The sequence below is a fragment of the Arthrobacter psychrolactophilus genome (assembly GCF_003219795.1).
Lineage (GTDB): Bacteria > Actinomycetota > Actinomycetes > Actinomycetales > Micrococcaceae > Specibacter > Specibacter psychrolactophilus.
Genome location: NZ_QJVC01000002.1, coordinates 153,031 through 179,565, shown reverse-complemented (window position 1 = coordinate 179,565; position 26,535 = coordinate 153,031). Strand labels below are relative to the sequence as shown.

29 protein-coding genes are annotated in these 26,535 nt (G+C 63.3%); 24 read left to right on the top strand and 5 right to left on the bottom strand.

Annotation, left to right across the window (positions count from 1 at the left end; translation table 11 throughout):
* Positions 1-16 precede the first annotated feature (16 nt).
* Together CVS30_RS03180 and CVS30_RS03175 are read left to right on the top strand one after the other, a co-directional pair.
* Positions 17-349, top strand: a complete 333-nt coding sequence (locus tag CVS30_RS03180; protein ID WP_110483860.1) for an Rv1322 family protein — start codon at positions 17-19, stop codon at positions 347-349.
* Between the two features lie 10 nt (positions 350-359).
* Positions 360-1,148: an alpha/beta hydrolase gene (locus tag CVS30_RS03175; RefSeq protein WP_110483859.1), complete on the top strand. Its 789-nt coding sequence runs from the start codon at positions 360-362 to the stop codon at positions 1,146-1,148.
* A gap of 12 nt (positions 1,149-1,160) precedes the next feature.
* On the opposite strand, the gene CVS30_RS03170 is transcribed toward CVS30_RS03175, so the two are convergent.
* Positions 1,161-2,540, bottom strand: coding sequence for an AI-2E family transporter (locus CVS30_RS03170; protein ID WP_370800315.1), 1,380 nt, complete (start codon positions 2,538-2,540; stop codon positions 1,161-1,163).
* A 202-nt stretch (positions 2,541-2,742) separates the two neighbouring features.
* Here CVS30_RS03170 and CVS30_RS03165 point away from each other — a divergent pair, with 202 nt between their 5' ends.
* The 7 genes from CVS30_RS03165 to CVS30_RS03135 all read left to right on the top strand — a co-directional run bounded on the left by CVS30_RS03165 (position 2,743) and on the right by CVS30_RS03135 (position 11,719).
* Positions 2,743-4,890, top strand: coding sequence for a hypothetical protein (locus tag CVS30_RS03165; RefSeq protein WP_146233316.1), 2,148 nt, complete (start codon positions 2,743-2,745; stop codon positions 4,888-4,890).
* Positions 4,891-4,997: 107 nt separating this feature from the next.
* Entirely contained in the window at positions 4,998-5,936 is a 939-nt protein-coding gene (locus tag CVS30_RS03160; RefSeq protein WP_110483856.1) for a tetratricopeptide repeat protein, read from the top strand.
* Positions 5,937-6,090: 154 nt separating this feature from the next.
* Positions 6,091-6,882, top strand: a complete 792-nt coding sequence (locus CVS30_RS03155; protein ID WP_110483855.1) for an ABC transporter ATP-binding protein — start codon at positions 6,091-6,093, stop codon at positions 6,880-6,882.
* Positions 6,864-8,447, top strand: coding sequence for a transporter (locus CVS30_RS03150; RefSeq protein ID WP_110483854.1), 1,584 nt, complete (start codon positions 6,864-6,866; stop codon positions 8,445-8,447). The genes CVS30_RS03155 and CVS30_RS03150 overlap by 19 nt, the downstream gene beginning before the upstream one ends.
* Before the next feature lie 122 nt (positions 8,448-8,569).
* Entirely contained in the window at positions 8,570-9,352 is a 783-nt protein-coding gene (gene nagB / locus CVS30_RS03145; RefSeq protein WP_110483853.1) for a glucosamine-6-phosphate deaminase, read from the top strand.
* Between the two features lie 168 nt (positions 9,353-9,520).
* Positions 9,521-9,847, top strand: a complete 327-nt coding sequence (locus CVS30_RS03140) for a DUF3039 domain-containing protein (protein WP_110483852.1) — start codon at positions 9,521-9,523, stop codon at positions 9,845-9,847.
* 99 nt (positions 9,848-9,946) lie between these two features.
* Complete coding sequence (locus CVS30_RS03135; RefSeq protein ID WP_110483851.1) at positions 9,947-11,719, top strand: DEAD/DEAH box helicase; 1,773 nt, start codon at positions 9,947-9,949, stop codon at positions 11,717-11,719.
* 159 nt (positions 11,720-11,878) lie between these two features.
* Here CVS30_RS03135 and CVS30_RS03130 read toward each other — a convergent pair whose 3' ends face one another.
* Together CVS30_RS03130 and CVS30_RS03125 are read right to left on the bottom strand one after the other, a co-directional pair.
* Positions 11,879-12,496 carry an isochorismatase family protein gene (locus CVS30_RS03130; RefSeq protein WP_110483850.1) on the bottom strand — a complete coding sequence of 206 codons (618 nt, stop codon included), beginning with the start codon at positions 12,494-12,496 and terminating at the stop codon, positions 11,879-11,881.
* Positions 12,497-12,509: 13 nt separating this feature from the next.
* Complete coding sequence (locus tag CVS30_RS03125; RefSeq protein ID WP_110483849.1) at positions 12,510-13,814, bottom strand: nicotinate phosphoribosyltransferase; 1,305 nt, start codon at positions 13,812-13,814, stop codon at positions 12,510-12,512.
* Positions 13,815-13,890: 76 nt separating this feature from the next.
* On the opposite strand from CVS30_RS03125, the gene clpS reads away from it, so the two are divergent.
* The 7 genes from clpS (at position 13,891) to rdgB (ending at position 18,774) form a co-directional block, all read left to right on the top strand.
* Complete coding sequence (gene clpS / locus CVS30_RS03120) at positions 13,891-14,196, top strand: ATP-dependent Clp protease adapter ClpS (RefSeq protein ID WP_110483848.1); 306 nt, start codon at positions 13,891-13,893, stop codon at positions 14,194-14,196.
* The gene (locus CVS30_RS03115) at positions 14,189-14,755 is read left to right on the top strand and encodes a DUF2017 domain-containing protein (protein ID WP_110483847.1); all 567 of its coding nucleotides are present in this window, start codon (positions 14,189-14,191) and stop codon (positions 14,753-14,755) included. The genes clpS and CVS30_RS03115 overlap by 8 nt, the downstream gene beginning before the upstream one ends.
* Positions 14,756-14,830: 75 nt before the next feature.
* Positions 14,831-15,865 carry a glutamate racemase gene (gene murI / locus CVS30_RS03110; RefSeq protein ID WP_110483846.1) on the top strand — a complete coding sequence of 345 codons (1,035 nt, stop codon included), beginning with the start codon at positions 14,831-14,833 and terminating at the stop codon, positions 15,863-15,865.
* Positions 15,862-16,659, top strand: a complete 798-nt coding sequence (locus CVS30_RS03105) for an MBL fold metallo-hydrolase (protein ID WP_110483845.1) — start codon at positions 15,862-15,864, stop codon at positions 16,657-16,659. Before murI ends, CVS30_RS03105 begins: the two co-directional genes overlap by 4 nt.
* 141 nt (positions 16,660-16,800) lie before the next feature.
* Complete coding sequence (locus tag CVS30_RS03100; RefSeq protein ID WP_110483844.1) at positions 16,801-17,328, top strand: hypothetical protein; 528 nt, start codon at positions 16,801-16,803, stop codon at positions 17,326-17,328.
* An 85-nt stretch (positions 17,329-17,413) separates the two neighbouring features.
* The gene (gene rph / locus CVS30_RS03095; protein WP_110483843.1) at positions 17,414-18,154 is read left to right on the top strand and encodes a ribonuclease PH; all 741 of its coding nucleotides are present in this window, start codon (positions 17,414-17,416) and stop codon (positions 18,152-18,154) included.
* Positions 18,154-18,774 (top strand): RdgB/HAM1 family non-canonical purine NTP pyrophosphatase, encoded by a 621-nt coding sequence (rdgB, locus tag CVS30_RS03090; RefSeq protein WP_110483842.1) that lies wholly within the window; start codon positions 18,154-18,156, stop codon positions 18,772-18,774. The genes rph and rdgB overlap by 1 nt, the downstream gene beginning before the upstream one ends.
* Positions 18,775-18,922: 148 nt before the next feature.
* On the opposite strand, the gene CVS30_RS03085 is transcribed toward rdgB, so the two are convergent.
* Positions 18,923-19,627: a VTT domain-containing protein gene (locus CVS30_RS03085; protein WP_110484115.1), complete on the bottom strand. Its 705-nt coding sequence runs from the start codon at positions 19,625-19,627 to the stop codon at positions 18,923-18,925.
* A 174-nt stretch (positions 19,628-19,801) separates the two neighbouring features.
* On the opposite strand from CVS30_RS03085, the gene CVS30_RS03080 reads away from it, so the two are divergent.
* From CVS30_RS03080 to CVS30_RS03060, 5 genes are all read left to right on the top strand, one after another.
* Positions 19,802-20,203 carry a GntR family transcriptional regulator gene (locus tag CVS30_RS03080; protein ID WP_110483841.1) on the top strand — a complete coding sequence of 134 codons (402 nt, stop codon included), beginning with the start codon at positions 19,802-19,804 and terminating at the stop codon, positions 20,201-20,203.
* A complete protein-coding gene (locus CVS30_RS03075; RefSeq protein ID WP_110483840.1) occupies positions 20,200-21,153 on the top strand; it encodes an ABC transporter ATP-binding protein in 954 nt (317 codons plus the stop codon). Before CVS30_RS03080 ends, CVS30_RS03075 begins: the two co-directional genes overlap by 4 nt.
* A 23-nt stretch (positions 21,154-21,176) precedes the next feature.
* Complete coding sequence (locus tag CVS30_RS03070; protein ID WP_110484114.1) at positions 21,177-21,845, top strand: hypothetical protein; 669 nt, start codon at positions 21,177-21,179, stop codon at positions 21,843-21,845.
* Positions 21,846-21,902: 57 nt separating this feature from the next.
* Complete coding sequence (locus tag CVS30_RS03065; RefSeq protein ID WP_110483839.1) at positions 21,903-22,901, top strand: 3'-5' exonuclease; 999 nt, start codon at positions 21,903-21,905, stop codon at positions 22,899-22,901.
* A gap of 65 nt (positions 22,902-22,966) precedes the next feature.
* On the top strand, positions 22,967-23,512 hold the full coding sequence (locus CVS30_RS03060) for a DUF4395 domain-containing protein (protein WP_110483838.1): 546 nt from the start codon (positions 22,967-22,969) through the stop codon (positions 23,510-23,512).
* A 14-nt stretch (positions 23,513-23,526) separates the two neighbouring features.
* Here CVS30_RS03060 and CVS30_RS03055 read toward each other — a convergent pair whose 3' ends face one another.
* Positions 23,527-24,618 (bottom strand): ADP-ribosylglycohydrolase family protein, encoded by a 1,092-nt coding sequence (locus CVS30_RS03055; RefSeq protein WP_110483837.1) that lies wholly within the window; start codon positions 24,616-24,618, stop codon positions 23,527-23,529.
* 88 nt (positions 24,619-24,706) lie between these two features.
* Here CVS30_RS03055 and CVS30_RS03050 point away from each other — a divergent pair, with 88 nt between their 5' ends.
* Genes CVS30_RS03050 through CVS30_RS03040 form a run of 3 tightly spaced genes read left to right on the top strand, consistent with a single transcriptional unit; the run spans position 24,707 to position 26,457 of the window.
* Positions 24,707-25,063, top strand: coding sequence for a YidH family protein (locus CVS30_RS03050; RefSeq protein WP_110483836.1), 357 nt, complete (start codon positions 24,707-24,709; stop codon positions 25,061-25,063).
* A complete protein-coding gene (locus tag CVS30_RS03045) occupies positions 25,050-25,460 on the top strand; it encodes a DUF202 domain-containing protein (RefSeq protein WP_110483835.1) in 411 nt (136 codons plus the stop codon). The genes CVS30_RS03050 and CVS30_RS03045 overlap by 14 nt, the downstream gene beginning before the upstream one ends.
* A 52-nt stretch (positions 25,461-25,512) precedes the next feature.
* Positions 25,513-26,457: an aquaporin gene (locus tag CVS30_RS03040; RefSeq protein WP_110483834.1), complete on the top strand. Its 945-nt coding sequence runs from the start codon at positions 25,513-25,515 to the stop codon at positions 26,455-26,457.
* The last annotated feature ends 78 nt before the right edge of the window (positions 26,458-26,535 follow it).

Here is a 26,535-nt window from a genome sequence, read left to right as displayed (position 1 = left end):
GCGGCACAATGGAGGAATGCCCCGCTCCAACCAGCCCCGCCGCCGTCGAACATCTTCGAGACGGCCGGCAGACGCAAACGACGCGGGCGAACTGAACCTCAACCGGGCCAGAATGGGCATTCCCGCGAGCGAATCGGCGCCCGACGGCGTCTGGGCCGTGCGTGCCATCAGCGCCGGCAACGCCCAAAAGGTCTACAGCTGCCCCGGATGCCACCACCAGATCAACCCGGGGGTCTCACACCTGGTGGTCTGGCAAGAAGACGCCATGTTCGGCGATGAGGCCGGGCTGCGGGACCGTCGGCACTGGCACAGCAACTGCTGGCGTGGGCGTAGCTACCGCTACAGGTAGTCTTGAGGGCATGGTATTTGACCCCGCCTCCCTCAATTTCTCAGAATCCAGCGGCCCCATTCGGGCCTCAAGTATCCTGCCGGCCGTGCGTGAAAACATCGAGCTCACGACAGCCGATGGGCTGACCCTGGTGGGCGAGCTGGCACTGCCCGCTGACGGCGTTGTCAACGCCACCTTGATCATGCTGCATCCGCTGCCCACACACGGCGGCTTCATGGACTCCCATGTATATAAGAAGGCCTCCTACCGTCTGCCCGCCTTGGCCGGCATTGCGGTTCTGCGCTTCAATACCCGCGGCACGAGTTCACCCCGAGGCACGAGCGATGGCAGCTTCGACGAGGGCATCGGGGAGCGTTTGGACGCTGCCGCGGCCGTGGAGTTTGCCGTGGCCCGGGGCTTGCCGAACCGCTGGCTCGTGGGTTGGTCCTTTGGCACCGAACTGGTGCTGAAATACGGTGCCGCGGCGCCGATCGCCGACTCCATCGAGGGAGCCGTGTTGCTCTCGCCTCCGCTGCACCGCGCGCAGGACGCCGACCTGCAACAGTGGGCCGGATTTGGAAAGCCGTTGACGGTGCTGGTGCCGGAATTTGATGACTATCTGCGCCCCGACGAGGCAGCGCAGCGATTCGCGCTGGTCCCGCAGGCCATCTTGGTGCCCGTAGATGGCGCCAAGCATCTGTGGGTGGGCGAGAAGTACGCGGCCCGGGCCTTGAATGAGCTGGTCTCGACCGTGCTGGGTCAGGACGTCACGCTGCCACTGGACTGGGAAGGCCCCGTAGCCGCCCTGCCAGCGATCTAGCCTGACTCCCTGCTAGACCTTGTCCTGGCGGGCAATGAAGACTTCCTTGACGAGCAACATGACCGCGGCGGCGGTGGGAATGGCGATCAAGGCGCCCAGAACACCGAGCAAACTGCCGCCGGCAATGACAGAGATCACGGCCACGGCACCGGGGACCGCAACGGCCTTTTGCATGATGCGAGGTGAGATGAAGTACGCCTCAAATTGCAGGTAGGCCAGATAGCAAATGGCGTAGATGAGCGCCGTCTGCCAGCCCACTGTCAGGCTCACAGCAATGACCACAACGGCCGCAATGGTGCCACCCACAAGGGGGATGAACGCCAGAAGGGCCACGAGGAACGCCAGCAACACCGTGAAGGGCACGTTCAGGATCGTCATGACAATGAACGCGAACGCGGCATTGAGGACGGCGACACACACCTGACCAATCACGTAGTTGCCGACTCCGCGCGTGATTTCCTCGCTGAGCTCCTCAACCCGCTGCCGGCGAGAGCGCGGGGCCAAACGATAGCCCCACCGTTTAATAGCCGGCAAGGACGCCAGGAAGTACAGGCTCAGCACCAGCACAATCAAGGTGCCGAAGAGGCCATTGGCGATCGTGGTGCCCACGCCCACGACGCCGCCAAAGATGCCACCGACGGCTTGGGCATCCTGGAAGAACTTGGCCACCTGCTCATTGACGGTGTCGAGCACGTGGTACTGGACATCGAGCTGCTTGAAGAACTCCGAGTTTAAGAAGTCCCCAATCCAGATCGGTGCCTTATTGACCAGCTGGGTTGTTTGTTCCGTGATGGTGGGGATGAGCGTGGCAAAGAAAATCGCCACGACGCTCAGCAGGGCCACCAAGACCACGACAATGCCGAGGCCGCGCGGAACCTTACGCCGTTCCAACCAGCGGACCACCGGATCCAGGCCCAGAGCAATAAAGAGGGCCGTGACAATCCACAACAACAGGGATTCGGTGTTCGCCAAAATGTAGTTCAGGAACAAGGCGATCCCCACGCCCACCGTGCCCATGAAGCCAAAGTAAATCGGGTGCCGCAGCATGCTGGAGCTTTGGATCGGCTCCTCGGCGGGAACCTCGTGCTGGCCCCCGGGTTCCACAGGCAGATCAAAACGCACGCGGGGTTGCGCCCCAGGAATCGGCTGGCTCACGGTTTTGAGAACCCAGGCGCGCCAGCCCTTGGGGGCATCTTGACGCTTGTCTCGCCGGACCGCGGTGTTGGCCGAGACCGGGGCCGCCACGCGCTCGTCGTCTGAGTCAGGCGTGGCAGGGAACTCGCCGCTGGCGGCGCGAACGGGGGTGCCGCCGTCGTCCGTGGTGGGGGAGGCCTTGCCCAGGGCGGGAATGTCCTCGGGAGCGTTTGAACTGGGTGGAGTGGACGAGGTCACGGGATTGCCTTTGGATCGGGAGGGGGGCGTTGCGGTTGCGATTCTCATTCGTGCCTCGAGAGTACCAGCGCGGACCGGCCCGACCGGAGAGCCACGAGGGATAAAACGTGAGAATAGTCAAAGAGACATGACCACGAGATAACGGTTCGGTTACCCTTGAACTAACGATCACAGCAGTGTTCCGCCGATGTTAGGTAAGTTCTTGCGTTCAAAAATAGCAATCGTCCTGGCCATTTTAGGCCTCTTGATTTTGGGTTCTGGCATTGGCCAGCGCACCATCTGGCTTCCGCCTGCCACGCTGACGGCCAGCGTTCCGGCGGTTTCCAGCCCCGCGCCGCTGACTGTCATTGGCTCCGAGCTGCTTGATACCAGCGACGGCAAGTTCACCATGACCATTAAAAATGATGGCCCCATCCAGCTCGCCGTCGCCCGTGTTGACGACATCATGGGCTGGATCGGCGATGCCGCCTACACCAAGGTTGGTGCCGCCAACGCTGATTTCACGGCCCTGACCACGCAGAGCACGGCCGGTGCCGCCACCGTGCCTAACCCCACCGGCTCCGATATGTGGGTCAGCGAGGAAAAGGGTACCGGCGAGATGAGCTACACCTGGCAGGCTCCCGGTCACGGCGAGTGGGCGCTGCTGTTGTCCTCGGATGGCACGGCTGCTGCCCCCACCGACATCTCCGTCACGGTCGACAATCAGGCAGGAACCCCGTGGGCCATTCCGCTCATGGTCATTGGTTCGGCGCTGCTGGCCCTGGCCGCACTGTTCTTCCTGATTGCCCCGCGCAAGAGCAAGCCGGCTGAGGCCGGACGACGTTCCGCCGTTCGCCCCGCCGATCCGGCCACGGGCGCCCTTGAGGTAGCGAAGATCCTGGCCGCTCGCGAGGGCGCCAAGTCCGAGCCTTCCGCCCCGGCCCACGAGACGATCGCCGATATCCGTCGGGCCGCGTCGAAGGACACGGTCGACGGCGCTGCTGCCGCGACTGCCGCTGTTCCCACGGCGCCCGTCAACGATGCCACCTCGGCGCTGCCGATTGCCTTGCCGGGTGAGATCATCGTGCCTGGGAAAAAGGACTCCGAAACGCCCGCCGAGGCTCAGGATGCAGCACCTACGAAGGATAAGGACAAGGACTCCGATCACGACGCCAATTCCGGCTCCGGCTCAGGAAAGGGCAAGGGTGGCACGTCAGGCAAGCCGTCCCGCTGGAGTGCGGCAGCACGCAAGAAGGCCGCCGCCGACAAGGAAGCAGGCAGCAAGAATGACAGCAGCGAATTCCGCGCCACTGCCGTTGCGCGTCCGGTGCACACCATGAAGAGCAAGGCTCGCTGGGGTGCGGCCCTAGCCGCCGTGCTCTTGGCTGGAAGCGTCAGCCCGGCCATGGCCGATGACGTCGTCACGCCGTCGGCCAGCCCTGACGCCTCGGCCACGCCTGCTGCCTCCGCTACGGCGTCCGCGGCGAGTGAAACCGCCGGCTTCCCGAACCTGCTCGACAGCCAGGTGCAGCGCATCGCCGACTCCGTGGCCCAGGCCGTGGCCAGCGGTGACAACTCGAAGAACGCCAAGGAACTGGAATCACGCGTTTCCGGCACGGCCTTGGAGGTTCGCACCGCTAACTACAAGATCCGCTCCGCCGTTGACACTCAGCCGGCCGTAGAACCTGTCAACGCCACGCCGCTGTTGGCCAAGATTGTCACCACGACGCAGACCTGGCCACGCTCGGCCATGTTCGTGACCAAGGGTGAGAACAACGAGCTCCCGCAGCTGCTGACGCTCACGCAGGCCAGTGCCCGCGAGAACTACAAGCTCACCAAGGCAACGCCCTTGCTGCCGGGCCAGACGCTTCCCGCCGTCGATAAGGAGGGGACACAGGAGGTCGCCAAGGACGATGCAACAGACCTCTTGATGAGCCCCAATGCCGCCGTCTCCGCGCTCAGCGACCGCCTGACGAAGGAAGATAGCTCCTTCAAGGACTCCTTCAAGGACAGCATCTACATCACGAGTGTCTTTGACCTGCAGAAGAAGGTCGTTGCCGACGCCAAGGACGCCAGCTACGTGTTCAGCCACACGGCCAGCACCGAATCGATCGTGTCCCTGCGCACCTCCGATGGTGGTGCCATGGTGGTAGTTCGCTACACCTTTGGCATCGACGCCACGAGCAAGGCCGAGGCTAAGTTGACCGTTGGACCCGACGCCGCCGTCTTCACCGGTGGCACCGAGACCACCACGGGCTTCACGCTGAACTATGCCGAGCCCGTGGTCATGTACATCCCGCCGGCCGGCGCTGACACGGCGATCACGCTCTTGTCCGCACAGCGTGACCTGGTTGGTGGCACATTCAAGTAGGCCCATGGCCTGGTGCGCCTCGCGCACTGACGCAAGCCACAGTCCTGAAGTTTCACCCGCGGCGAGAACTTTTTCTCGCCGCGGCTCGGCACAGTTAGAGTGAATCCATGAGTCAAAACACCCCCATGCCTCCCAACGCGACGCCCGGACTTAACCTGCGTGGCGCCGTCGACCTTTCAGCCTTGAAGAACCGGGCCACGGCACCGACCGCCCCGTCCACGGCTTCCCCCTACGCGGTGGACGTGAACGAGGCGAGCTTCCAGGAATTCGTCCAACTCTCCCAGAAGGTTCCCGTGGTGGTGGCCCTGGGCTCGGGGCGCTCGCACCAGTCGGCGCAGCTCACCGTGGTGCTGGAAAAGCTGATGAACGATTACAACGGCAAGATCGCCTTGGGTCGTGTGGATGTCGACACCAGCCCACAGATTGCTCAGGCCTTCGGCATCACCGCCGTGCCCACCGTGGTGGCCCTGCTCAACGGCCAGCCGGTCCCCATGTTTGAAGGGGAACTGCCGGAGCCGCAGATCAAGGAATTCTTCGACGAGCTCCTCAAGGTCGCCGCGAGCAATGGTGTGACCGGAAACCTCGGAGGCGCACCGGATCCGGAGACGGCGCCCGAGCCGCCGCTGCCGCCCCTGCACCAGGCCGCTCGTGATGCTATCGACGCCGGCGATTTGCCCGGCGCCGTGGCGAGCTACGAGAAGGCCCTGGCGGAAAAGCCGAACGACGCCGTCGCCAAGGTGGGTCTGGCCCAGGTGCACCTCATGATGCGCGCGGCCGAGCTCAACGTGGTTCAGGCCGAGGCCTTGCGAACGCGGGCAGCCGGGGACCCGGACGATCTCGAGGCCACCTTGGCCGTGGCGGATCTAGATGTCACGGGCGGTCACGTCGAAGACGCCTTTGCCCGTCTGGTGAAGTTCATCGGCACCCATTTTGGTCCCGAGCGCGACACCGTGCGCGTGCGGCTGTTGGAGCTGTTCGATGTGGTGGGCGTCAGCGATCCTCGCGTCTCGGCAGCACGTCAGGCTCTGGCCCGGGCCTTGTTCTAAAGAATTTAGCTACTACCGTAGTGTCCTGTGGCGGGCGATGTTTCTTCACACATCGCCCGCCACAGGCGTATGCGCAGTGATTTTCTGCGGGCCCGCGCAATGTCATCCTTTCGGATAGCTCACGGCGCAGCGGATGGTTGTTAGGGTACAAAGTATGACTACCTCGATTGCGCCATCAGCCGACGGAGCCCGGCCACCAGCCCTGTCAATCCGCGGATTAGTTAAACGGTTTGGCGAGAAAATCGCCGTCGATAACATCCACCTCGATGTTCCGGCCGGCTCGTTTTATGGCCTGGTAGGGCCCAACGGGGCAGGCAAGACCACCTCGCTCTCCATGGCGACGGGTCTCTTGCGCCCGGACCATGGGCAGGTCACGGTCCACGGGGTGGATGTATGGCAGCATCCCCTCGAAGCCAAAAAACTCATGGGACTACTGCCCGACGGCGTGCGCCTCTTCGACCGGCTCAGCGGCGAACAACTCGTCAGTTACGCCGGATTGCTGCGCGGCATGGACAAGGACACCGTGGCCGAGCGCGTCAAGGATCTACTGGCTGCCCTGGACCTGACCAAGGACGCCGGAACGCTCGTGGTGGACTACTCGGCCGGTATGACAAAGAAGATCGCGCTGGCTGCGGCCCTGATCCATGCGCCGCGACTGCTGGTCCTCGATGAGCCTTTTGAATCGGTGGACCCGGTGTCTGCTGCAAATATCCGCGACATCCTCCAGGACTATGTGAAGTCCGGTGGCACCGTGATTGTCTCCAGCCATGTCATGGACCTCGTGCAGCGCATGTGCGACCACGTGGCCGTCATCGCGGCCGGGCGGGTCCTGGCGGCCGGCACGGTGGATGAGGTGCGTGGTGAGATGAGTTTGGAAGATAAGTTCGTTGAACTTGTCGGTGGCCGGAACCAGACTGCGGGGTTGCAATGGTTGCGCACCTCCTAAGGCTCAAGGTCACGCTGCTGCGCAACTCCCTCAAGCGCACACCCTGGCAGCTGGTGGGGCTCATCATAGGTGGCCTCTACGGAATCGGCATGTTGGTCACGGCTCTCGTGGGGTTGGCCGCCCTGGGCGCCGCCGAGACGGAGCTCGTAGGAACAGTTCTGGTTCTGGGAGGTGCCGCCGTGTTCCTTGGCTGGCTGGTCATCCCCGTAGTTGCCTCGGGACTGGACATGACGCTGGACCCCGCACGCTTCACCACCTATGCCGTCCCCATGAAGTCGATGTTGGTGGGCCTGGCCTTGTCCGGGTTTATCGGAATTCCTGGTGCCATCACCTTGCTCGCCTCTGTGGGCACGGCAATTGCATGGTGGCGCCATCCCGTGGCAGCCGTGGCCGCGCTGCTGTGCGGAGCCGTCGCGGCGTTGACGTGCGTCATTGCCTCACGCGCCATCACGGCGGCCAGCACGAGCCTGGCCTCTTCGCGCCGTTTCAAGGACGCGAGCGGCGTCGTCGTGTTGGTTCCGCTCATGTTCATGGGGCCCATCATTGCTGGCATCAGTAGCGGGCTCTCGAATTTCGCCGAGTACCTGCCGCAGCTGGCCGCCAACGTCTCTTGGACACCGCTGGGCGCCATCTGGGCGGTCCCGGCCGCCGTCGCGGCGGGAGCGTGGGGCGCCGCGGCCCTGAAATTCTTGATTGCCCTAGCAACCTTGGCCGCCCTGACGTGGCTCTGGAAGGTGTGCCTCGCCAGGTCCCTGGTCACCCCTGCCTTTTCCGGTGGTGGACGCCGGAGCCCGGGGAAACAGGGATTCTTTGCCATGTTCCCGCAAACACCCACGGGAGCGGTCGCTGCGCGTTGTTTGACGTATTGGTTCCGGGATCCGCGCTACAGCGCCGGGATCATCGTCGCGCCGCTGATTCCCTTGGTCATGGTGTTTGGTGGTTCGCAGGCCGGTGGGTTGGATTCCGTGGGTCCGATCCTGAGCTACGCGGGTGCTTTTGCGGCCTTCATGATCACGTGGAGTATTTGCGCCGACATCTCCTACGACAACACCGCCTTTGCCTTGCACCTGGCCACCGGGGTCTCGGGTAAGGCAGATCGGACCGGGCGCGTCATGGCAGCCGCCGTGCTCGCGCTGCCGCTGGGACTCCTCTTTGCTATTGTCGGCGCCATCGTTGCGGGCAACTGGCTGAACTTCCTGTCAGCCACCGGGCTCCTCATGGCAGCATCTGGTGCAGGTCTGGGACTCTCGAGTGTGTTCTCCTCCCGCTTCACGATGAACGTGCCGCTGCCGGGGGAGAGCCCCATGAAGTCCAAGCCAGGCAATAACTTCACGACCGTGCTGATCCAACTCGCAGGCTTTGCCGGTGCCTTTGTCTTGATCATTCCGGTGGGCGTCTTAATCCTCGTGGGGTTCAACACCGGAGGGTCGCTGTTCGCCTGGCTGGCGTTTGTTCTTGGCGTGGTGCTGGGCGCTGTCTATGTTGTTATCGGCATCCGCATGGGCGCAGCCCAGTACGATCAGCGGGGACCGGAATTGTTGCAGGCCGTGTCCATCGATCGATGACGTCCGGCAGAGGCTATCAGTTAGTCGAAGATGGCTGCACTGGCTTAAAGTAAGAGACAGCTAATTAGCGATCTGTAAAGAATTGCACAGGCACCTACGTGCCGTGAAAGGAAGCGTGTTTCATGGAGGTCATCATCCTCCCCAGCACCAAGGAAATTGGTACCTTGGCTGCCGATGCCATCGAGGCCCTAGTACGCAACAAGTCCAACGCTGTCATTGGCCTGGCCACGGGTTCCTCCCCGTTGCCGATCTACGATGAGCTGGCTCGCCGCCACGACGAAGACGGCCTGAGCTTCACGGGCGTCAGTGGCTTTGCCTTGGATGAATACGTTGGCCTGCCGGTAGGTCATTACGAGTCCTACCGCGAGGTGATTCGTCGCGAATTCACCAACCGGGTGGATGTTGCTCCGGAAAACGTCCACGGCCCGGACGGTGCCAGCGAGGACATCGCTGCTGCCTGCCAGCAGTATGAAGACGCCATTGTCGCCGCCGGCGGCATCGACCTGCAGATCCTCGGTGTGGGCACCAATGGTCACATTGGCTTCAACGAGCCCGGTTCCTCCTTGGCCTCACGCACCCGCATCAAGACCTTGGCCGAGCAGACTCGCCAGGACAATGCGCGCTTCTTTGACAACATCGATCAGGTGCCGCATCACGTGGTGACCCAGGGCCTGGGCACCATCATGGATGCCCGCCACCTGGTTCTCGTTGCCACAGGAGCCGGCAAGGCCGACGCCGTCCGCGACTTCGTTGAGGGCCCCGTGTCCGCAGCGTGCCCGGCCTCGATCCTGCAGTTCCACCCGCGTGCCACCGTCATCATCGACGAGGCCGCAGCCTCCAAGCTGGCCGGCGCGGCCACATACCGCCACGCCTACGAGAACAAGCCGAGCTGGCAGGGTCTCTAACACCGCAAGCGGTAGGCGAGTAGCGCAGAGCGCACAGCGGGAGGTGAGTCGCGAGAGCGTACTCGCCTCCCGCCGTCGTACCTCCTGAAGAAATAAGAGTGAGATAAACAGCGTCGAGAAGATCACTTTTTCGGTGAGTCGCGGACGCGAAGAGGATAGACTGGTTCCATGAGTTTGCCTCCAGACCCCTTCGAAAACCATCCCATGGGAAATCCCGAGCGCAGCGGCGGTTCAACGGCCGTGATCGAGCGCGAAGAGCTGCGCCAGCAGGTTGAACCCGGCGACAGCGAACGTTTCTCGCACTATGTCCGCAAGGAAAAGATCATGGAATCGGCCATGACCGGCGAGCCCGTGGTGGCTCTGTGCGGCAAGGTCTGGACTCCGGGACGGGATCCGGAAAAGTTCCCCGTCTGCCCCGAGTGCAAGGAAGTCTATGACGGACTGCGCCCCGAGGGTGGCGGCAAGGGCAAGGGCCCGAAGAAGCCCAAGGACTAGCGTTAGCCAGTAAGTATTTAGCGGTGAATACCGCTGTTTGGCCGTGCCCGGATTCGGGTGCGGAAGCGTGGAAGATGTGACAAGGATGGCGGGATTTTTTTGACGGAGACTTTGTTTGGCGGACCGTCCCTGCCACCGGCCTACCCGGAACGCGCTGCCTGGGGAACCGCCCAGAAGCTGCGTGCCTGGCAGTCCGAAGCCATGGAAAAGTACTTCCAGGAAAATCCCAAGGACTTCCTGGCCGTGGCTACCCCCGGCGCTGGTAAGACCACCTTTGCGCTGCACATCGTGACGCAGTTGATCGCCCGCGGGATCATCAACCGGGTCACGGTTGTGACGCCCACGGACCACCTCAAGCGCCAGTGGGCCGATGCCGCCGCCAAGGTGGGTATTGCGATTGACCCGAACTTCAAGAACGCCGATGGCCGCCACGGTAAGGGTTTCGTGGGGGTCGCCGTGACGTACGCACAGGTGGCTAGCAAGCCCATGCTGCACCGTGCCAAAACCGAGGCCGCCCGAACTCTGGTCATCATGGACGAGATTCATCACGGTGGCGACGCGCTCTCGTGGGGTGACGGTATCCGTGAGGCCTTTGACCCCGCAGCACGCCGCCTGGCCCTGACCGGAACCCCGTTCCGCTCCGACACGGCCGCGATTCCCTTTGTGGAGTACGCCGAGGACAAGGACGGGATCCGCCGTTCAAAGGCCGACTACACCTACGGCTACGGCGAGGCGCTCAAGGACCATGTGGTTCGCCCCGTCATGTTCATGGCGTACTCGGGCCAAATGCGGTGGCGCACCAGCGCCGGTGAGGAAATGGCGGCGAACCTGGGCGAGGCCACCACCAAGGACATCACCTCGCAGGCCTGGCGCACCGCACTGAACCCGGAGGGGGAGTGGATCCCGGCCGTGCTGGCCGCCGCCGACAAGCGACTGACCGAGGTGCGCCGGGCCGTGCCCGACGCCGGCGGGCTGGTTATTGCGACCGACCACGAAGATGCGCGTGCCTACGCCGCTCAGCTGAAGAAGATCACGGGCGAATCGCCCACGGTCATTTTGTCGGACGATGCGAAAGCCTCCGATAAGATCGACGCCTTCTCCTCGGGTGACAAGCGGTGGATGGTGGCCGTGCGCATGGTGTCCGAAGGTGTTGACGTGCCGCGCCTGGCCGTTGGCGTCTATGCCACCTCCACGGCGACGCCCCTGTTCTTTGCCCAGGCCGTGGGGCGCTTTGTGCGTGCCCGCAAGAGGGGCGAGACGGCGTCGATCTTCCTGCCCTCGGTGCCCAACCTCATGGAACTGGCCAACCAGCTCGAGCTCGAACGTGACCACGCCCTGGACCGCCCGGACAAGGATCCGGACGGCTTTATGGAGGAAGACGCCGAGATGGAGGAGGCCAACCGCGAGGAAAAGGCCTCCGACACGCTGGAGAAGTTCAAGTTTGAGGCGCTGGAATCGCAGGCGTCCTTTGACCGCGTGTTGTTCGACGGCGGCGAGTTCGGCACCGGCGGGGCCATCGGCAGTGACGATGAAATGGACTTTCTGGGCATCCCCGGGTTGCTCGACGCCGATCAGATGAGTGTCCTGCTGCGTCAGCGTCAGGCCGATCAGCAAACCCGACGGCGGAAGAAGGCTCCGGCTGCTGCGGAACCCGAGGCGCCGCCGCTGGTGGATCACCGCATGCTCATGGATCTGCGTGGCGAATTGGCCAAGAATGTCTCGGCGTGGAGTGCCCGCTCCGGCATGCCCCACGGCATGGTGCACAGCGAATTGCGACGCATCTGTGGCGGGCCCGCCGTGGCTCAGGCCAACGAGGCGCAGCTGCAGACCCGCATGAAGAAGCTGCAGGACTGGTTCATCGGGCGCAAATAGCTGCGCTCCTGGGCGCTTTTCCGCGGGCCCAACGGTTTTCGCCACAGCCCCCCATTAATGCAACAGGTCTACCTGTGGCATTAATGGGGGGCTGTGGCATTTTTCACAGTTCAAGCACGACGGCGGGCCGCACCGTCGCCGATCGGCCCTAGGCGGGCGCTATTTGAGCTCTACTCCGGCGTCTTCGAGCTCCTCGAGCGCTTCCTCGGCGGCGTCCTCGTCAATGCCGGCAATATAATCGCGCAGCACCGTCGTGTTGTACCCGGCGTTGATGGCATCCAGCGCCGTGGCGCGCACGCAGTGCTCCGTGGCGATACCCACGACCACCACGTCCTCGACGTCGTTCTCGCGCAGCCAATCATCGAGGGTCAGGGGGGTTTCCCCGTCCTCCTCGGCAGATTCGTGCGCCTCACGCTCACCCACGGCAACCTCGTCCTCGGGCGCGAGCAGGCCGTCAAAACCGGAGTAGGCGGCGTCAAACTTGCCCTTGCGGAAGTACGCGTCGATGTCCTCGGTGTCGAGATTCCGGTGCAGGGCGGCACCCTTGGAACCAGCTACACAGTGCACTGGCCAGCTCTTGACGAAGTCCGGGGTGTCGGAGAAATGGCTCCCGGGATCGACGTGCCAGTCTTGCGTGGCAACCACGAAGTCGAAGTCCGTAGCGTTCTCCAACAATTCGCTGATCTCGCTGGCCAGATCGGCTCCGCCGGCTACGGCCAGTGAGCCGCCCTCACAGAAATCGTTCTGCACGTCAACAATGATTAGGGCCTTGGCCATGGGATGCTCCTCGTTATTTCGCTGCTGGTATTGCTTGTTCGTATTCGGTGGGGATGACTGGCTCCCCACGCTGCAGGCGCCGGGCCGCTCCCGGCATTTCTGCCATGGAGGCCGCGTGGCGTGCGGTGGCGCGCACCACGCCGTCGGATCCGGTCCAGCCCGGCGTCAAGACGCCGTCGACCATGAATTCTTCCAGCAATACGCGGTCGTTGTCATCGGCCGCCGGTGCGTGGCCAATGCCCACGAGCTCGCTCGTGGCGATGCCGGCGCTGTTGAGGCGGCGCGTGGCGTACTTGCGGCCACCCACGCTGGCCTTGTTCTTGGCGGCCTTAGCGACGGAGACAAACTCTCCATTGTCACCCTCGCGGGAGACGAGCTTGTAGACCATGGACGCCGTGGGCGCCCCGGAGCCGGTCACGAGCGAGGTGCCCACGCCGTAGGAGTCCACGGGCGCGGCGGCGAGGGCCGCAATGGCAAACTCGTCCAGATCGCTCGTGACAGTAATCCGAGTGTTGGTGTTGCCGAGGGAATCTAGCAAGGCCCGGACATCGCGCGCCTGGGCGAGGAGGTCCCCGGAATCCAGCCGCACGCCGCCCAAGGCGGGGCCCGCGATGGCGACGGCCTTGCGGACCGCTGCTTCGACGTCGTACGTGTCCACGAGCAACGTGGTGCCCGAGCCCATGGACCCGAGCTGGGCGCGGAAGGCGGCCTCCTCGGAATCGTGCAGGAGCGTGAAGGAGTGGGCGGCCGTGCCGAGGGTCAGCACGCCGTAGCGCAGGCCGGCCTCAAGGTTTGAGGTGCCGTGGAAACCAGCGATGACGGCGGCACGCGAGGCAGCCACGGCGGACTCCTCATGCGTGCGGCGCGAGCCCATCTCGATGCAGGGACGCGAGCCGGCGGCACCGATCATGCGCGAGGCCGCGGAGGCGATCGCGGAGTCGTGATTGAGGATGGACAGGACGTACGTTTCCAAGATGCAGGCCTCGGCGAAGGTGGATTCGATCGTGAGGATGGGTGAATTGGGGAAATAAAGTTCGCCCTCTGCATAACCAAAGATGTTGCCGGAGAACTTGAAATCGGCCAGCCAGGACAGCGTCTCATCGTTGACAACGTTGTTCTGGGCCAGGAAATTCAGTTCCTCCGGACCGAAGCGGAAATGCTCCAATCCCTCCAAGATCCGCCCCGTTCCGCCCACCACGCCGTAGCGTCGACCGTCAGGCAGGCGGCGGGCAAACGCTTCAAAAACACTCCGGCGGTGTGCCGCGCCGGAGTGCAGAGCGGCTTGAAGCATTGTCAGCTCGTAGTGATCTGTAAACAATGATGTGCGGGGGTGGCCCCAATTTGATGGCGTAGTCACGGAATTTACTTTAGTGCGGCAACACTAGAATGGACACATGAGTGTCAGCACAGCCCCGGAAACAGACCGGGAAGCATCAACGCGCGAACTTATCTCCCCAGATATCCCTTGGGAGTTGATCGTGTGGAATGACCCGGTCAACTTGATGAGCTACGTCAGTTATGTCTTCCAAAGTTATTTTGGTTATTCAGAGGCCAAGGCGGCGAAATTAATGCTTGAGGTGCACACCGAAGGCAAGTCCGCCGTGGCCCATGGCTCAAAGGAAAAAATGGAAGCACACGTCGTGGCCATGCACGGCTTTGGCCTGTGGGCAACGGTTCAGAAGGGTGGCCCTCGTGGCTAAGGCCTTCTCCGCCGGCCGCCGCGGCATCACCGGATTCCTTGAACCGGCCGAGCGCGATCTCTTGCGCAAACTTTTCGCCGACATCATCACGATGCTCGAGCCCGAACGCCCCGCCCACGAGGACCCGCTCGCGGCCCTGATCGGCCTGGACATGGAGGTGCAGGTCCCCTCAGATCCAGCCCTCCTGCGCTTGTTGCCGCACGCGGTGAAGAACGACGACGACTCCGCACTGGAGTTTCGTCAGCTCACCGAACGCTCCCTGAGGGAAACCAAGATTGGTGCCCTGCGGGCCGCCTCCCTGAGCCTGGAGAGCGAGAAGCTGGTGCTGGATCCCGAAAGCGCCAAGCTATGGGCCATGGCGTTGAACGACGTCCGCTTGGTGCTGGCCGAACGGCTGGAAATCCGGGACGAGGAAGACGCCGAGCGGGTGCACGAGGTGCAGGACTGGGACGAAGCGGACGACGTGGAAAGCTACCTCAGCCTGGTCTACAACTTCGTCACCTGGCTGCAGGAAAGCCTGCTGCAGGCCATGCTCTCAGAGCTGACTCGCGGTAAATAAGGTGATGGCGGCAGATGTGTTGTTGCGCGCACTTGCCGCCCCACAGCCAACAAAAGAACTATTGTTGAATCGATCATGAGCACACATTCCATCAGCCCCACGCCAACGCCAGAGACGAGCTCACGAGCAAGTCTCGTGTCAGAGCGACCCATCGGAATTTTTGATTCCGGGGTGGGCGGGCTGACCGTGGCCCGTGCCGTGATCGACCAGCTGCCCAACGAATCGATCCTGTACGTGGGCGACACCGCTCGCGGCCCGTACGGCCCACTGCCCATCGCCGAGGTACGCGCCAATGCCCTCGGGGTGATGGATGAACTGGTGGATTCCGGCGTCAAGCTCCTGGTGATCGCCTGCAACTCCGCCTCCGCAGCGGTGCTGCGCGATGCCCGGGAGCGATACACCGCCCGCTACGGCATTCCCGTCATCGAGGTCATCCAGCCCGCCGTGCGCCGGGCCGTGGCCGCGACGCGCACCGGCAAGGTCGGCGTCATCGGCACGGTGGCCACCGTGGGATCGCGCGCCTACAACGACACCTTTGCCGCCGCTCCCGATCTTGCGATCACTTCCGTGGCCTGCCCCGACTTTGTGCGCTTCGTGGAATCCGGCATCACGGCCGGTCCCGAGCTGCTCAGCACGGCCAAGGAGTACTTGGCACCCCTGAAAGCCGCCGACGTGGACACGCTGGTGCTGGGCTGCACGCACTACCCGCTGCTGACCGGCGTGATTTCCTACGTCATGGGCGACTCTGTGACGCTAGTATCCAGCGCTGAGGAAACCGCGAAAGACGTCTACAAGGCCCTGGTCAGTCACGACCTCGAGCGGGTCTCCGGTGGGGCACCCACACACCAATTCCTCTCCACAGGTGACGCCGCCAGCTTTGGCGTGCTGGCCCGGCGCTTCCTGGGACCTGAGGTTCTCGCCGTCGAACAGGTCAGCCACGTGGCAGCCCACTATCCCACGGGATCTTTGAGCATCATCACCGACGACATGGTGGCCGCTGCCCGGAGCAAATCCGCGGGATCTCGCACCAGTGGCGTCTCTAATTTTGTTTTAGCCGATTCGGTGGGCAGACTGGCAGTTCCGGGAACAGACGTGGGGGAGCGAACATGAAGTTGACGATTGTTGGATGCAGCGGGTCGTTCCCTGGGCCGTCGTCGCCCGCTTCGTGTTATTTGCTGACCGCGCACGACGGCGTTCGGCCGTGGCGTGTGCTCATGGACTTGGGCAGCGGGGCCTTAGGTTCCGTGCAAAAGTACATGGATCTCGAAGACATCGACGCGATCTTCCTCAGCCACCTGCACCCCGATCACTGCATGGACCTCTGCGGCTTGCACGTGGCCGTGCGCTGGAGCCCTAACGGCTGGCACCGCGGCCGCATCCCCGTGTGGGGCCCGGCCGAAACCGCCGATCGTTTGGCCACGGCGTACGGACTCGATCTGGATCCGGGCATGCGCGAGGAGTTTGACTTCATCAACTGGCAGGAACGCGAGCCCGTCACGGTGGGCCCGTTCAAGGTCACCCCGTACGCCGTCAACCACCCCGTGCCGGAAGCCTATGCGCTGCGGGTCGAGGTCACGGAGTACGACGGAACCGGCGTGGATCGCACGGCCGTCCTCACCTACTCGGGCGACACCGATAGCTGTCAGGGGCTCGAAGATGCTGCGCAAAATGCGGATATGTTCTTGTGCGAGGCGGCCTTCGAGGAAGTCCGCGACGATCACATCAAGGACGTTCACCTCACCGGCAAGCGGGCTGGTGAAGCAGCGGAACGCGCCAATGTGAAGCGCATGTTGCTGACGCACATCCCCGTATGGACGGACTCCAACGTTGTTGTCAGCGAAGCCCGGGGCAGCTACTCCGGTGACGTGGCCGCGGCCGTTGCAGGTGTGCACTACACGATTTAACTGTCCTTTTGGCCAGTGTTTGGAGTTAATTGCCAATATCCTCCGAAAGGACTAGTTCCTCAGAAGGAGGGGGCGGATAGGTTCGGTGACAGAAGAAGGGCGGCAGCCGCCGTCGACCGTCACAGATAAAGGATGCCCGCTATGAGCGAAATGCCCCGCTACAACCCCGCACCCAACGACCTTCCCCTGGGACAGGCGCCGGTCGCGCCGCCCATCATGAACACCGTGTTCTTCATGCTTATCGGCGCCGCCGTGCTGCATGTCATTGCCTCGATCTTTGGCATTATGTACGCCAACTCCGCGCAGTTCCGTGAAGACGCCATGAAGACGTTCCAGGACGCCAAGATGACCGTTATTGACGAGAGCATGGTCGACACGACCGTCATGGTGACGGTGGGCACCCTGATCGTCATGACCGTGATCGCCGTGATCCTGTACGTGCTGATCGGCCTGTTCCTGAAGAAGGGCATGGGCTGGGCTCGCATTGTGGGTGCCATCCTGGCCGTGGTCTCGCTGTACCAGCTCGTGGGACTGACCATGCCCGGCGGCATTGCCACGATCCTGCAGGTCTTGCTCGGCATTGGCGCGATGATCCTGTGCTTCACGGGTGCCGGAGCCAAGTACTTTGCCGAGAAGAAGAGCTTCAAGCTGGCGAACAAGATGCGCTAACTCGTCACATATATCCAGCGTCATTCGATGGCGGCTCCCAGCGGCGGGGCCGCCATTGCTGTGCCCAGGCACTACCCTTGATGCTATGACTTCCTCTGAAACACTCCGCGCCGACGGGCGCTCCAATGACCAGCTCCGCGACATCACCATCACCCGCGGCTGGTCCAAGCAGGCCGAAGGTTCGGCCCTGATCGAATTCGGCAACACCCGCGTGCTGTGCACCGCCTCCCTGACCCCCGGCGTGCCGCGCTGGCTCAAGGGCGAAGGCACCGGCTGGGTCACGGCCGAATACGCCATGCTGCCGCGCGCCACGAACACCCGTAACTCCCGCGAATCCGTCAAGGGCAAGATCGGCGGCCGCACGCACGAGATCTCCCGCCTGATCGGCCGCTCACTGCGCTCCATCATCGACACCAAGGCGCTCGGCGAGAACACGATCGTCCTGGACTGCGACGTTTTGCAGGCCGACGGCGGCACCCGCACCGCGGCGATCACCGGCGCCTACGTAGCCCTGGCCGACGCCATTGCGTACGCCAAGGAAAACAAGCTCATCGCCAAGAACGCCCAGCCGCTCATCGACACGGTCTCGGCCATCTCGGTGGGCATCATCGACGGCGTTCCCATGCTGGATCTGCCCTACGTTGAGGATGTGCGCGCCGAGACCGACATGAACGTCGTCGTCACCGGCTCCGGCAAGTTCGTGGAAGTTCAGGGCACCGCGGAAGGCGCCCCGTTCGACCGTGACGAGCTCAACCAGCTGCTCGATCTCGCTCTGATCGGCACCACGGAATTGAGCCGCATCCAGCGCGAGACCCTGGGCGCCTAATGCCGGCACCGAAGGTTGTTCTCGCCACCCACAACCAGGGCAAGCTGCGGGAGTTGCGCGAGCTGTTGCGCGGCCAGATCCCGGGTCTGGATGTGGACACCGACGTGGTCGACGCCGGAGCTATCGAGGCCCCCGACGTCGCCGAAACAGGGGTCACCTTTGCGGCGAACGCGCGTTTGAAGGCTCATGCCGTGGCGCAGTTCAGCGGAGCCCTGGCTATTGCCGACGATTCCGGTCTGGCCGTGGATGTTTTGGGCGGTGCGCCGGGGATCTTCTCGGCGCGCTGGGCCGGGCGCCACGGCGACGATGCGGCAAATCTTGCGCTGCTGCTCGCCCAGCTCTCCGACATCGCCCAAGAGCACCGCGGGGCACGTTTTGTGTGCGCCGCGGCGCTGGCCAGACCGGATGGCACGCTGGATGTCGTGGAGGAGGGCACCCTCGAGGGGACGCTGCTGCACACCCCGCGCGGCGAGGGCGGCTTTGGCTACGACCCCATCCTGCAGCCGTTGGGCATGGACAAGTCCTGCGCGGAGCTGACAAGTGCGGAAAAGAACGCCATCAGCCACAGAGGCAATGCGTTCCGGGCCCTGCTGCCACACATCATCAAGGCTCTCGCCTAAGATCTGTGTCGCAGTAGATGCGAAAAACACCCGTTTTTTCGGAGGTTTTCGGTATCTACTGCCACACAGATTGACGGAGGAGGGAAAACGACGGCGGCTGCCGGGCACATGGCCCGGCAGCCGCCGTCGTTCGTGGAACTAAAAAGTCTTATGCCTGTGAGGAATTCTTCTTGCGGCGGTGGCTCAAGGCCTTGAGCAACTCGATGCCAACGGGAATGATGGAGACGGCCACGATGGCGATGAAGATGATGTCGAGGTTGTCACGCACCCACGGCACCTTGTTGCCCAGAACGTAGCCCAGGTACGTCACGCCGCCGGCCCACAGCACGGCACCGAGGGCGTTGAAGAAGACGAACTTGCGCATCTCCATCTTGGCCACGCCCACGATGACGGGTACAAAGGTACGCACGATGGGGACGAAGCGAGCCAGGATCAGGGCCTTGCCGCCGTGCTTTTCAAAGAAGGCATGGGCGCTGTCGACGTGCTGCTTCTTGAAGAGCTTGGAGTCGGGTTTGTTGAAGATGGCGGGGCCGGCCTTGTAGCCGATGAAATAGCCCAGCTGGTTGCCGACGAACCCGGAGACGATCAGCAAGAGCATCAAAACCCAGATGTTCACGGGCATGGAGCCGGTGCTGACCAGCAGGCCCGCCGTGAAGAGCAGGGAATCGCCCGGGAGGAAGAAGCCTACGAGCAGGCCCGTCTCGGCGAAGATGATGCCACAGGCAATCACCACGACCCAAGCACCCATAGCGGGGTGGTCGAGGATCTTCATGGGGTCGAGCCAGTCGGGCAGGAGGCCTAGGGACGGAACGGCTCCATGTCCTACGAGAGCCGGCAGGGCGGAATCACTCAAAGCGGAAAGTATCACCCCCCAAGATTACGGTACTTAGCTGAATGTACCCTCCACCCAAAGGATGAGCTTGTAAAGGGTTGACTTCTAGTCGCACGGTTATATGGTTAGTTACATGAGTAATGAACCGATGAGGCGAGTTGAGGCTCCTGAGCATGGTGTCACGGGGGTGTTCGCATGATCGATGACAGCCGGCCCATCTTTCTTCAGATTGCCGAGATGATCGAGAACGACATTGTCGACGGCGTCTTGGCCGAGGAAGCCCAGGTGCCCTCCACGAATGAGTTTGCAGCCTTCCATCGGATCAACCCGGCCACGGCCGCGAAGGGCGTCAACCGCTTAGTTGACGACGGAATCCTGTACAAGAAACGGGGCATCGGGATGTTTGTTGCCGCGGGAGCCCGGTCGGTCCTGATAGGCCGGCGCCGGGAAGATTTTTACGAGCAATTCCTCCGCCCGATGGCACGCGAAGCATGCAAGTTGGGCATAGACAATCAGCAATTACTGACCATGTTGGGGCGTGTGGCGGCTACCGAGTCGGATGCCCCCGCGGCCATGGAGAAAGAAGGTGTGCAATGAGTACGGCCATCGTTGAAGTCAGCAACCTTTCCCGGGTGTATCGAGACGTCACGGCGCTCGACGGCGTCAGCCTCACCCTGGAGCGAGACAAGATTTACGGACTCCTGGGGCGTAACGGCGCCGGCAAGACCACCCTGATGTCGATTCTGACGGCGCAGGGCTTTGCCAGTTCCGGCGAGGTCCGCGTCTTTGGGGAACACCCCTATGAGAATGAGCAGGTTCTGAGCCGGTTGTGTTTCATTCGGGAATCGCAAAAGTATCCCGATGACTTCAAGCCGATCCACGCCTTCAAGGCGGCCGCCTTGTTCTATCAGAACTGGGATCACGCCTTGGCCGCACAGTTGGCGCAGGATTTTGCGCTGCCCATGAAGCGCCGCATCAAGAAGCTCTCGCGCGGTCAGCTTTCCGCCGTGGGGGTGATTATCGGTTTGGCCTCTCGTGCCGAGCTGACCTTCTTCGATGAGCCGTATCTGGGTTTGGACGCCGTGGCCCGGCAACTGTTCTACGACCGCTTGTTGGCGGACTATGCGGAATTTCCCCGCACGATCGTGCTCTCCTCGCATCTGATTGATGAGGTGGCGAACCTGTTGGAGCACGTCATCATCATCGATCAGGGCCGCATCCTGGTGGACGACGACGCGGACAACATTCGCGGATCGGCCGTCTCGATCGCCGGTCCCGCCCACCTCGTCGAGTCCTTCGCCGCGGGCCGGGCGGTGCTCCATCGGGAAAGCATCGGAGCCTTGCTGGCTCTCACCCTTGACGGCGCCCTAACTGCCGCCGAGCGCCGCGAGGCGCAGGAGTTGGGTCTGGAGTTGGCTCCGGTCTCGCTGCAACAGATTGTGATTCGAAAAACGCTCGACGCCGGAGCCTCCTTGGGTAGCGACGGATCGTTCGAGGACCCCACGGATATAGAGCGCAAGGAAACTCAGATGGGAGCATCGCGATGAACCGGGCACTGGGAGTTGCCAAAATGCAGCTCATTAATAAATGGACGTTTTTGGGTATACCCGCCATCATTCTCGGCTCGGCCTTTGCCCTGACGCTGGCCATCTGGGCCATGCTGCCCGCATCCGCGGTAACGGGCATTAAATATTCCGGGGCCGGACAGGCTGTCATGTGGTACTTCTTTGCCTTGGGTATCCAATCCTTGACCCTCACCTTTCCTTTTGCGCAGGGGCTCAGCGTCAGCCGGCGTAACTTTTTCCTGGGCACGGTGGGACTGTTTACCGTGGTGGCGGCCGGGGTCGCCGCGCTCTATGTGGTGCTGGGTCAGCTAGAACTGCGCTCCAACGGGTGGGGCATGAATGGGCGGATCTTTGCCCTGCAATGGGTGGCCGATCAGCCGTGGTTCGTACAGTTGTTCTTTTACTTTGTGCTCATGATGTTCTTATTCCTGCTCGGCTTCTGGGGAGCCACCCTGTACAAGCGCTGGCAGGCGACGGGATTGCTCGTGAGCGGCCTCAGCCTGGCCCTGATCCTGGTCGCCGCCTTCGGGCTCATCACCTGGCAGGGCTCCTGGGCGCAGGTGGGTAGCTGGATTGTCTCGCTGACGCCGCTGAGCCTGGGAGTGGTGGCGCTGGGACTCTCGGCGGCCTTGGGCGTGGGCGCTTTCCTGACCTTGCGCCGCGCCACACCCTAGGTGTGAGATCCGGCTCGCGATGCGTCCGGTGTCGGGGGAGCGGGGTAGCCTTGAAAAGTGGCTTTGGACTTTACAGCAATCGATTTTGAGACCGCCAACGGATTTCGGGGTTCCCCCTGCTCCGTCGGTTTGACGAAGGTTCGTAACGGGGTGATCGTCGATGAAGGCTACTGGCTCATGCGCCCGCCAGAGGGTCACGACCACTTCGATTCGCGCAACATCACGATCCACAACATCACCCCGGATGATGTGGCCAGCTCACCGCGGTTTGCTCAGGTGTTCCCCGAGGTGCAGGCCTTCATCGGCGACGACGCCCTGGTAGCCCACAATGCGGCCTTTGATATTGGCGTGATTCGCTCCGCCTCCGAGGTGTCGGGCATGTCGGCCCCAGCTTACGACTACGCCTGCACCGTGGTGCTCTCGCGCAAGAACTACTCTCTGCCCTCCTACTCCTTGCCGTTCGTGGCCGAGGCGGCCGGCGTGCCGCTGCGTAACCACCACGACGCCACCGAGGATGCTCGGGCCTGCGCTGGCATCATGGTGGACATCGCCGCCAAGCACGGCGTGGATTCCGTGCGTGGAGTGTTCGAGGCCATGAAGCTGCCCATGCCACATATCGACGCGTATAACCCCAGGACGGATGCCATGTCGAAGGCGACGCGCTCCGCATTGGAAAAGATGGCGGAGATGAAGGCCGGGCTTGCCAGTGGCACGCCTCGTGGTGGCCGCACGAGCTGGTCCACCGAGGGCCCCAACCCGGTGCCGAACGCGCAGGCCGACGTGTCTCACCCCTTATACGGGCAGACGATTGTGTTCACCGGTGATCTGAGCGTTGGGCGTCCCGAGGCTAAGGTGCGCGCCGCCGGCCATGGTGCCCAGTGCGCCAGCAGCGTCACCTTGAAAACCACCGTCTTGGTGGTGGGCAGCGGCTTTACCGCCACGGATCTGCGTCATGGCCGGCTGACGTCCAAGGCAGCTCGCGTGCTGGAACTTCAACGGCGCGGTCAGGGCATCGAGGTGCTCTCCGAGGGCGAATTCATGCAGATGGTGGGCTAGCCCGGCGCACGTCACGCGACGCAACATGGCTTTCGACGGTGCCGCCGCAGGTCTTACCCTGAATCATGAGCCACTTCACGAGCAGTCGAGCCGTCGCGAACGACTTCATTCCGGCGCCGCCAAAGAGTCTGCTGCACCGGGTTTTTGCCTTCCCTAACCCGGTTAATGAGTACGCTGCGCGGATCACCGCTGGCATCGTCGTGGTGATGGCCTTGATCGCCGTCGTGGGGCAGTTGCCCTGGCTCGTGGGCATCATCGCGGCAGGCTTTGTGCTGCGCCTGGCCTTTGGCCCCCGAATCTCCCCGACGGCACTGCTCTCCGTCAAGGTCCTGGCCCCGCTCGTGGGCGAACCCAAACTCACTCCCGGCCCGCCCAAGCGCTTCGCTCAAGGGATCGGCGCGGCACTGTCCGTCACGGCTTTTATCCTGCTCCTGACCGGCGGATCGCTGCCCGGCTGGACCCTCATGGTGTTGCTCGTGGTCGCCGCCTCGCTGGAAGCCTTCATTGGCCTGTGCCTGGGCTGCATCATCTTTGCGTTTCTCATGCGCCGCGGGATTATCCCCGCCAGCATTTGCGAGGAATGCGCCAGCATCGGCGTCCGTAACTCCTAGCCCGCAGGCCGCGGCTACTCGCCCGTGGTCAGCTTGATGAACTCGGCTCCCAGATGACGGATCAGGATGGGTGCCTCGGCCATCGTCAACCACGACGGCGGCAGGGCTGCTTCTCCGTAAAAGGCACCGAGGATGTTCCCGGCAATGGACGCCGTGGAATCGCTATCGCCGCTGTGGTTCGTGGCGAGGCGAATCGCGGCCAGGAAATGGTCCACGGGTGAGACGGCCGCGGCCTCCGTGACCAAAACAGAATAGAGGGCAACTGCGAGAGCCTCTTCCGCTATCCAACCCAAGCCCAGCGCGTCGGTGAGGGAATCGCCGTGGAGCTGTCCGCCGTCGTGCGCGGAAAGGGTGAGGGCGGACTCTAGCCGGGCCAGAAGGTCGGCGTCAGCGTTGGGCTCGGCCACGGCGCGATCGCGGGCGGAGGTGGCAGCCTCGCGCAGGTTCAGCCCGCCCATGACCAGAGCGTGGATGAGCCAGCTAAAGGCCGCCGAACTCTGCCGGGCGGCGGGGTGGCCATGCGTGAGCGAGGCACCCTCGGAGCTGATCTTGTAGATGCTTTCGGCGTCGATATTGGGCAGCAGGCCATAGGGAGCCGAGCGCATGACGGTGCCGCAACCCTTGGAATCGAGGTTCACGGGGCGGAAAACGGTGCCCATATCGCCCGTGGCCAGGCCGGAGACACAGGCGTTGCCGGGGTGGCGCTGGTGGTGCAGCACGCTCTGGGCGTCAATCCAGCGGGCGGACTGGGCGGGGGCGTGCTCAGCGGCTTCGATGCCCTGGGTCTTGAGCCAGCGCAGGTACGCGAGCCACTGGCAGGCGTTGATGTCGGCGCTGACTCCGTTGTTGGCCCACTCCAAGACGTCCAGCAGGCCGTCGAGGGTGTATAGGGTCATCTGGGTGTCGTCGGAGAAATGCGCCGTGCCGTGGGCCTGCGAGAGATCCAGCAGCAGCGCGGGGCCGTACTTCGCGGCGATCTCGGCGAGCGCATCAAATTCCACGAGGTATCCAAAGGCGTCGCCCAGCGCCCCGCCCATCAACGTGCCCTGAACGCGGGTGGCAAAGTCGGCCGGGGGAGCGTTGAGGGGCGCTGCTGTTGTAGTCATAGCCTCCAATTTACCGCCATCGGGAGCGCTCGTGGTGCCCAGTAGAATCAAAGCTGCACCTGCCACCTAAAAAGTATTGAGGAGAGCCATGCGGGAACCAGCCTGGCGTCGGACCGGAAAAGCCCCCGACTACCGTTTTTCGTTGGCCAATGAGCGCACCTTCCTGGCGTGGGTCCGCACGGCGCTGGCGTTGCTGGCAGGGGCCGTGGCGATCGATCAGCTGGCACCCGAGATCGCCCCTCCCATGATTCGCATGGTGTTGTGCATGATCCTGGCCGTTATCGGGGCCGTCCTGGCCGTGGTCAGTTACCGGCGCTGGGCGCATCAGGAACAAGCCATGCGCAACGACGCCGAGCTGCCGCACTCCTGGCTCATGCTGGGGATGACAGTGATTGTCTCGATCGCGGCGATGGTCTTTGCCGTGCTGATCCTTGTCCGGAGCTAGGACGGGCGAGGCGGCGGAGGTTCCGGGAGGCCCCGAACGGGACCCCGGCCTGCAGCCCGAACGCACAGCCCTGGCCTGGCGCCGCACCGTCATTAGCGCCGTCATCGCCGATGTGCTGATCTGGCGCGCCTGGATCCACGCGCTCACCTCCCACGACGGCGCAGATCATTCCGCGCAGCTCATGGGCTTGGGGATCTGCGCCGCCATGGCGTGCCTGACCACGATCGTGCTGGTGATCTGCGCCGTGGGGCGAATTCGCGCCCTGCATGCCGGGGTTGCCGCACTGGATCACGACGCCGAGATCGCCCCTCAGGCTCTAATGTTACGTACAGCATCGGCCGCTATAGTTGCTCTGGCTGTGACCACGGTGTGTGCCCTCGGGCTGGGATTCTCGTAACCGCCACGGCCCCCTAATTTTATTTCATTTGCAAACGAAGGAATCATTGACCATGACTTCACCCGGAACGGCTACGGCCCCGGCACAGGCATATCCGCTGAGCACCCGAGTCGCCATCGAGGGTCTTGGCAGCTTCTTCATCGTGTTTGCCGGCCTCGGCACCGCGCTGTTCAACTCCACCGGTTCGGCCGCCACCATCGGCTTCGCCTACGGCCTGGCCTTGGTGGCGGCGATCATTTCCTTCGGTCACGTCTCCAACGGCTACTTCAACCCGGCCTTCTCCCTGGGCATGGCGGTCGCCGGCCGACTGAAGTTCTCCGCCATGGCCCTCTACATCGTTTCCCAGACGATCGGCGCCGTCCTGGCCTCCGCCGTCTGGCTCGCCATGATGAAGGTCATGCCCGCCGGTGCCACGCCCGAGACTCCGGCCCTCTTCGGCGCCCTCGCCAACGGTTTTGACGCGCATTCTCCCTCGCAGGTCCCCATGGTGGGCGTGCTCATCGTGGAGGTTGTGGCCGTCGCCATCCTGACATCCCTGGTCCTAGGCATCACCTCGAGCCGCAACAAGACCACCCTGGGCCCCATCGCGATCGGTGTGGCTTTCGCCGTCGCCGTGGCCATCACGATGCCGCTGAGCAACGGATCCCTCAACCCGGCCCGCGCCACCTCGGTCGTCTTCCTGGCCGACTCCTGGGCCATCGGTCAGCTGTGGTTGTTCTGGCTGGCCCCGCTGGTCGGTGCCGCCCTGGCCGCCGCAATTTACCGCTCCTTCGCCGCCCCCGTCACGGTAGTGGACGACGCCGAGACCTCCTCGAGCGACTCCGTCACCTCAGTCTCTGCCGCCACTGCTCAGACGAGCGCCGTCGAGCGCGAGACGGCTGCCTCCGAGGCACCTGCCGCACCGGTTCCGGCGTCGAGCGTCAATGGTGAGCCGGCCCCGAAGAAGGCCAGCGCGGTCAACGATGCGCAGGCGTTCTTTGACGGCGGCAAAAAGTAAGCTTCCTCACCCTTCACGGCCCTCCGTGCTTTGTCTTCGGGCAGAGCGGGAGGGCCGTTGTGCGTTAAGACTGTTTCT

Excerpts from the sequence above, each read along its gene's own strand:
- CVS30_RS03180 (WP_110483860.1), top strand. The coding sequence starts at position 17 with ATGCCCCGCTCCAACCAGCCCCGCCGCCGTCGAACATCTTCGAGACGG.
- CVS30_RS03175 (WP_110483859.1), top strand. The coding sequence starts at position 360 with ATGGTATTTGACCCCGCCTCCCTCAATTTCTCAGAATCCAGCGGCCCC.
- CVS30_RS03160 (WP_110483856.1), top strand. The coding sequence starts at position 4,998 with ATGAGTCAAAACACCCCCATGCCTCCCAACGCGACGCCCGGACTTAAC.
- CVS30_RS03155 (WP_110483855.1), top strand. The coding sequence starts at position 6,091 with ATGACTACCTCGATTGCGCCATCAGCCGACGGAGCCCGGCCACCAGCC.
- CVS30_RS03150 (WP_110483854.1), top strand. The coding sequence starts at position 6,864 with ATGGTTGCGCACCTCCTAAGGCTCAAGGTCACGCTGCTGCGCAACTCC.
- nagB (WP_110483853.1), top strand. The coding sequence starts at position 8,570 with ATGGAGGTCATCATCCTCCCCAGCACCAAGGAAATTGGTACCTTGGCT.
- CVS30_RS03140 (WP_110483852.1), top strand. The coding sequence starts at position 9,521 with ATGAGTTTGCCTCCAGACCCCTTCGAAAACCATCCCATGGGAAATCCC.
- CVS30_RS03130 (WP_110483850.1), bottom strand. The coding sequence starts at position 12,496 with ATGGCCAAGGCCCTAATCATTGTTGACGTGCAGAACGATTTCTGTGAG.
- clpS (WP_110483848.1), top strand. The coding sequence starts at position 13,891 with ATGAGTGTCAGCACAGCCCCGGAAACAGACCGGGAAGCATCAACGCGC.
- murI (WP_110483846.1), top strand. The coding sequence starts at position 14,831 with ATGAGCACACATTCCATCAGCCCCACGCCAACGCCAGAGACGAGCTCA.
- CVS30_RS03105 (WP_110483845.1), top strand. The coding sequence starts at position 15,862 with ATGAAGTTGACGATTGTTGGATGCAGCGGGTCGTTCCCTGGGCCGTCG.
- CVS30_RS03100 (WP_110483844.1), top strand. The coding sequence starts at position 16,801 with ATGAGCGAAATGCCCCGCTACAACCCCGCACCCAACGACCTTCCCCTG.
- rph (WP_110483843.1), top strand. The coding sequence starts at position 17,414 with ATGACTTCCTCTGAAACACTCCGCGCCGACGGGCGCTCCAATGACCAG.
- rdgB (WP_110483842.1), top strand. The coding sequence starts at position 18,154 with ATGCCGGCACCGAAGGTTGTTCTCGCCACCCACAACCAGGGCAAGCTG.
- CVS30_RS03080 (WP_110483841.1), top strand. The coding sequence starts at position 19,802 with ATGATCGATGACAGCCGGCCCATCTTTCTTCAGATTGCCGAGATGATC.
- CVS30_RS03075 (WP_110483840.1), top strand. The coding sequence starts at position 20,200 with ATGAGTACGGCCATCGTTGAAGTCAGCAACCTTTCCCGGGTGTATCGA.
- CVS30_RS03070 (WP_110484114.1), top strand. The coding sequence starts at position 21,177 with ATGCAGCTCATTAATAAATGGACGTTTTTGGGTATACCCGCCATCATT.
- CVS30_RS03060 (WP_110483838.1), top strand. The coding sequence starts at position 22,967 with ATGAGCCACTTCACGAGCAGTCGAGCCGTCGCGAACGACTTCATTCCG.
- CVS30_RS03055 (WP_110483837.1), bottom strand. The coding sequence starts at position 24,618 with ATGACTACAACAGCAGCGCCCCTCAACGCTCCCCCGGCCGACTTTGCC.
- CVS30_RS03050 (WP_110483836.1), top strand. The coding sequence starts at position 24,707 with ATGCGGGAACCAGCCTGGCGTCGGACCGGAAAAGCCCCCGACTACCGT.
- CVS30_RS03040 (WP_110483834.1), top strand. The coding sequence starts at position 25,513 with ATGACTTCACCCGGAACGGCTACGGCCCCGGCACAGGCATATCCGCTG.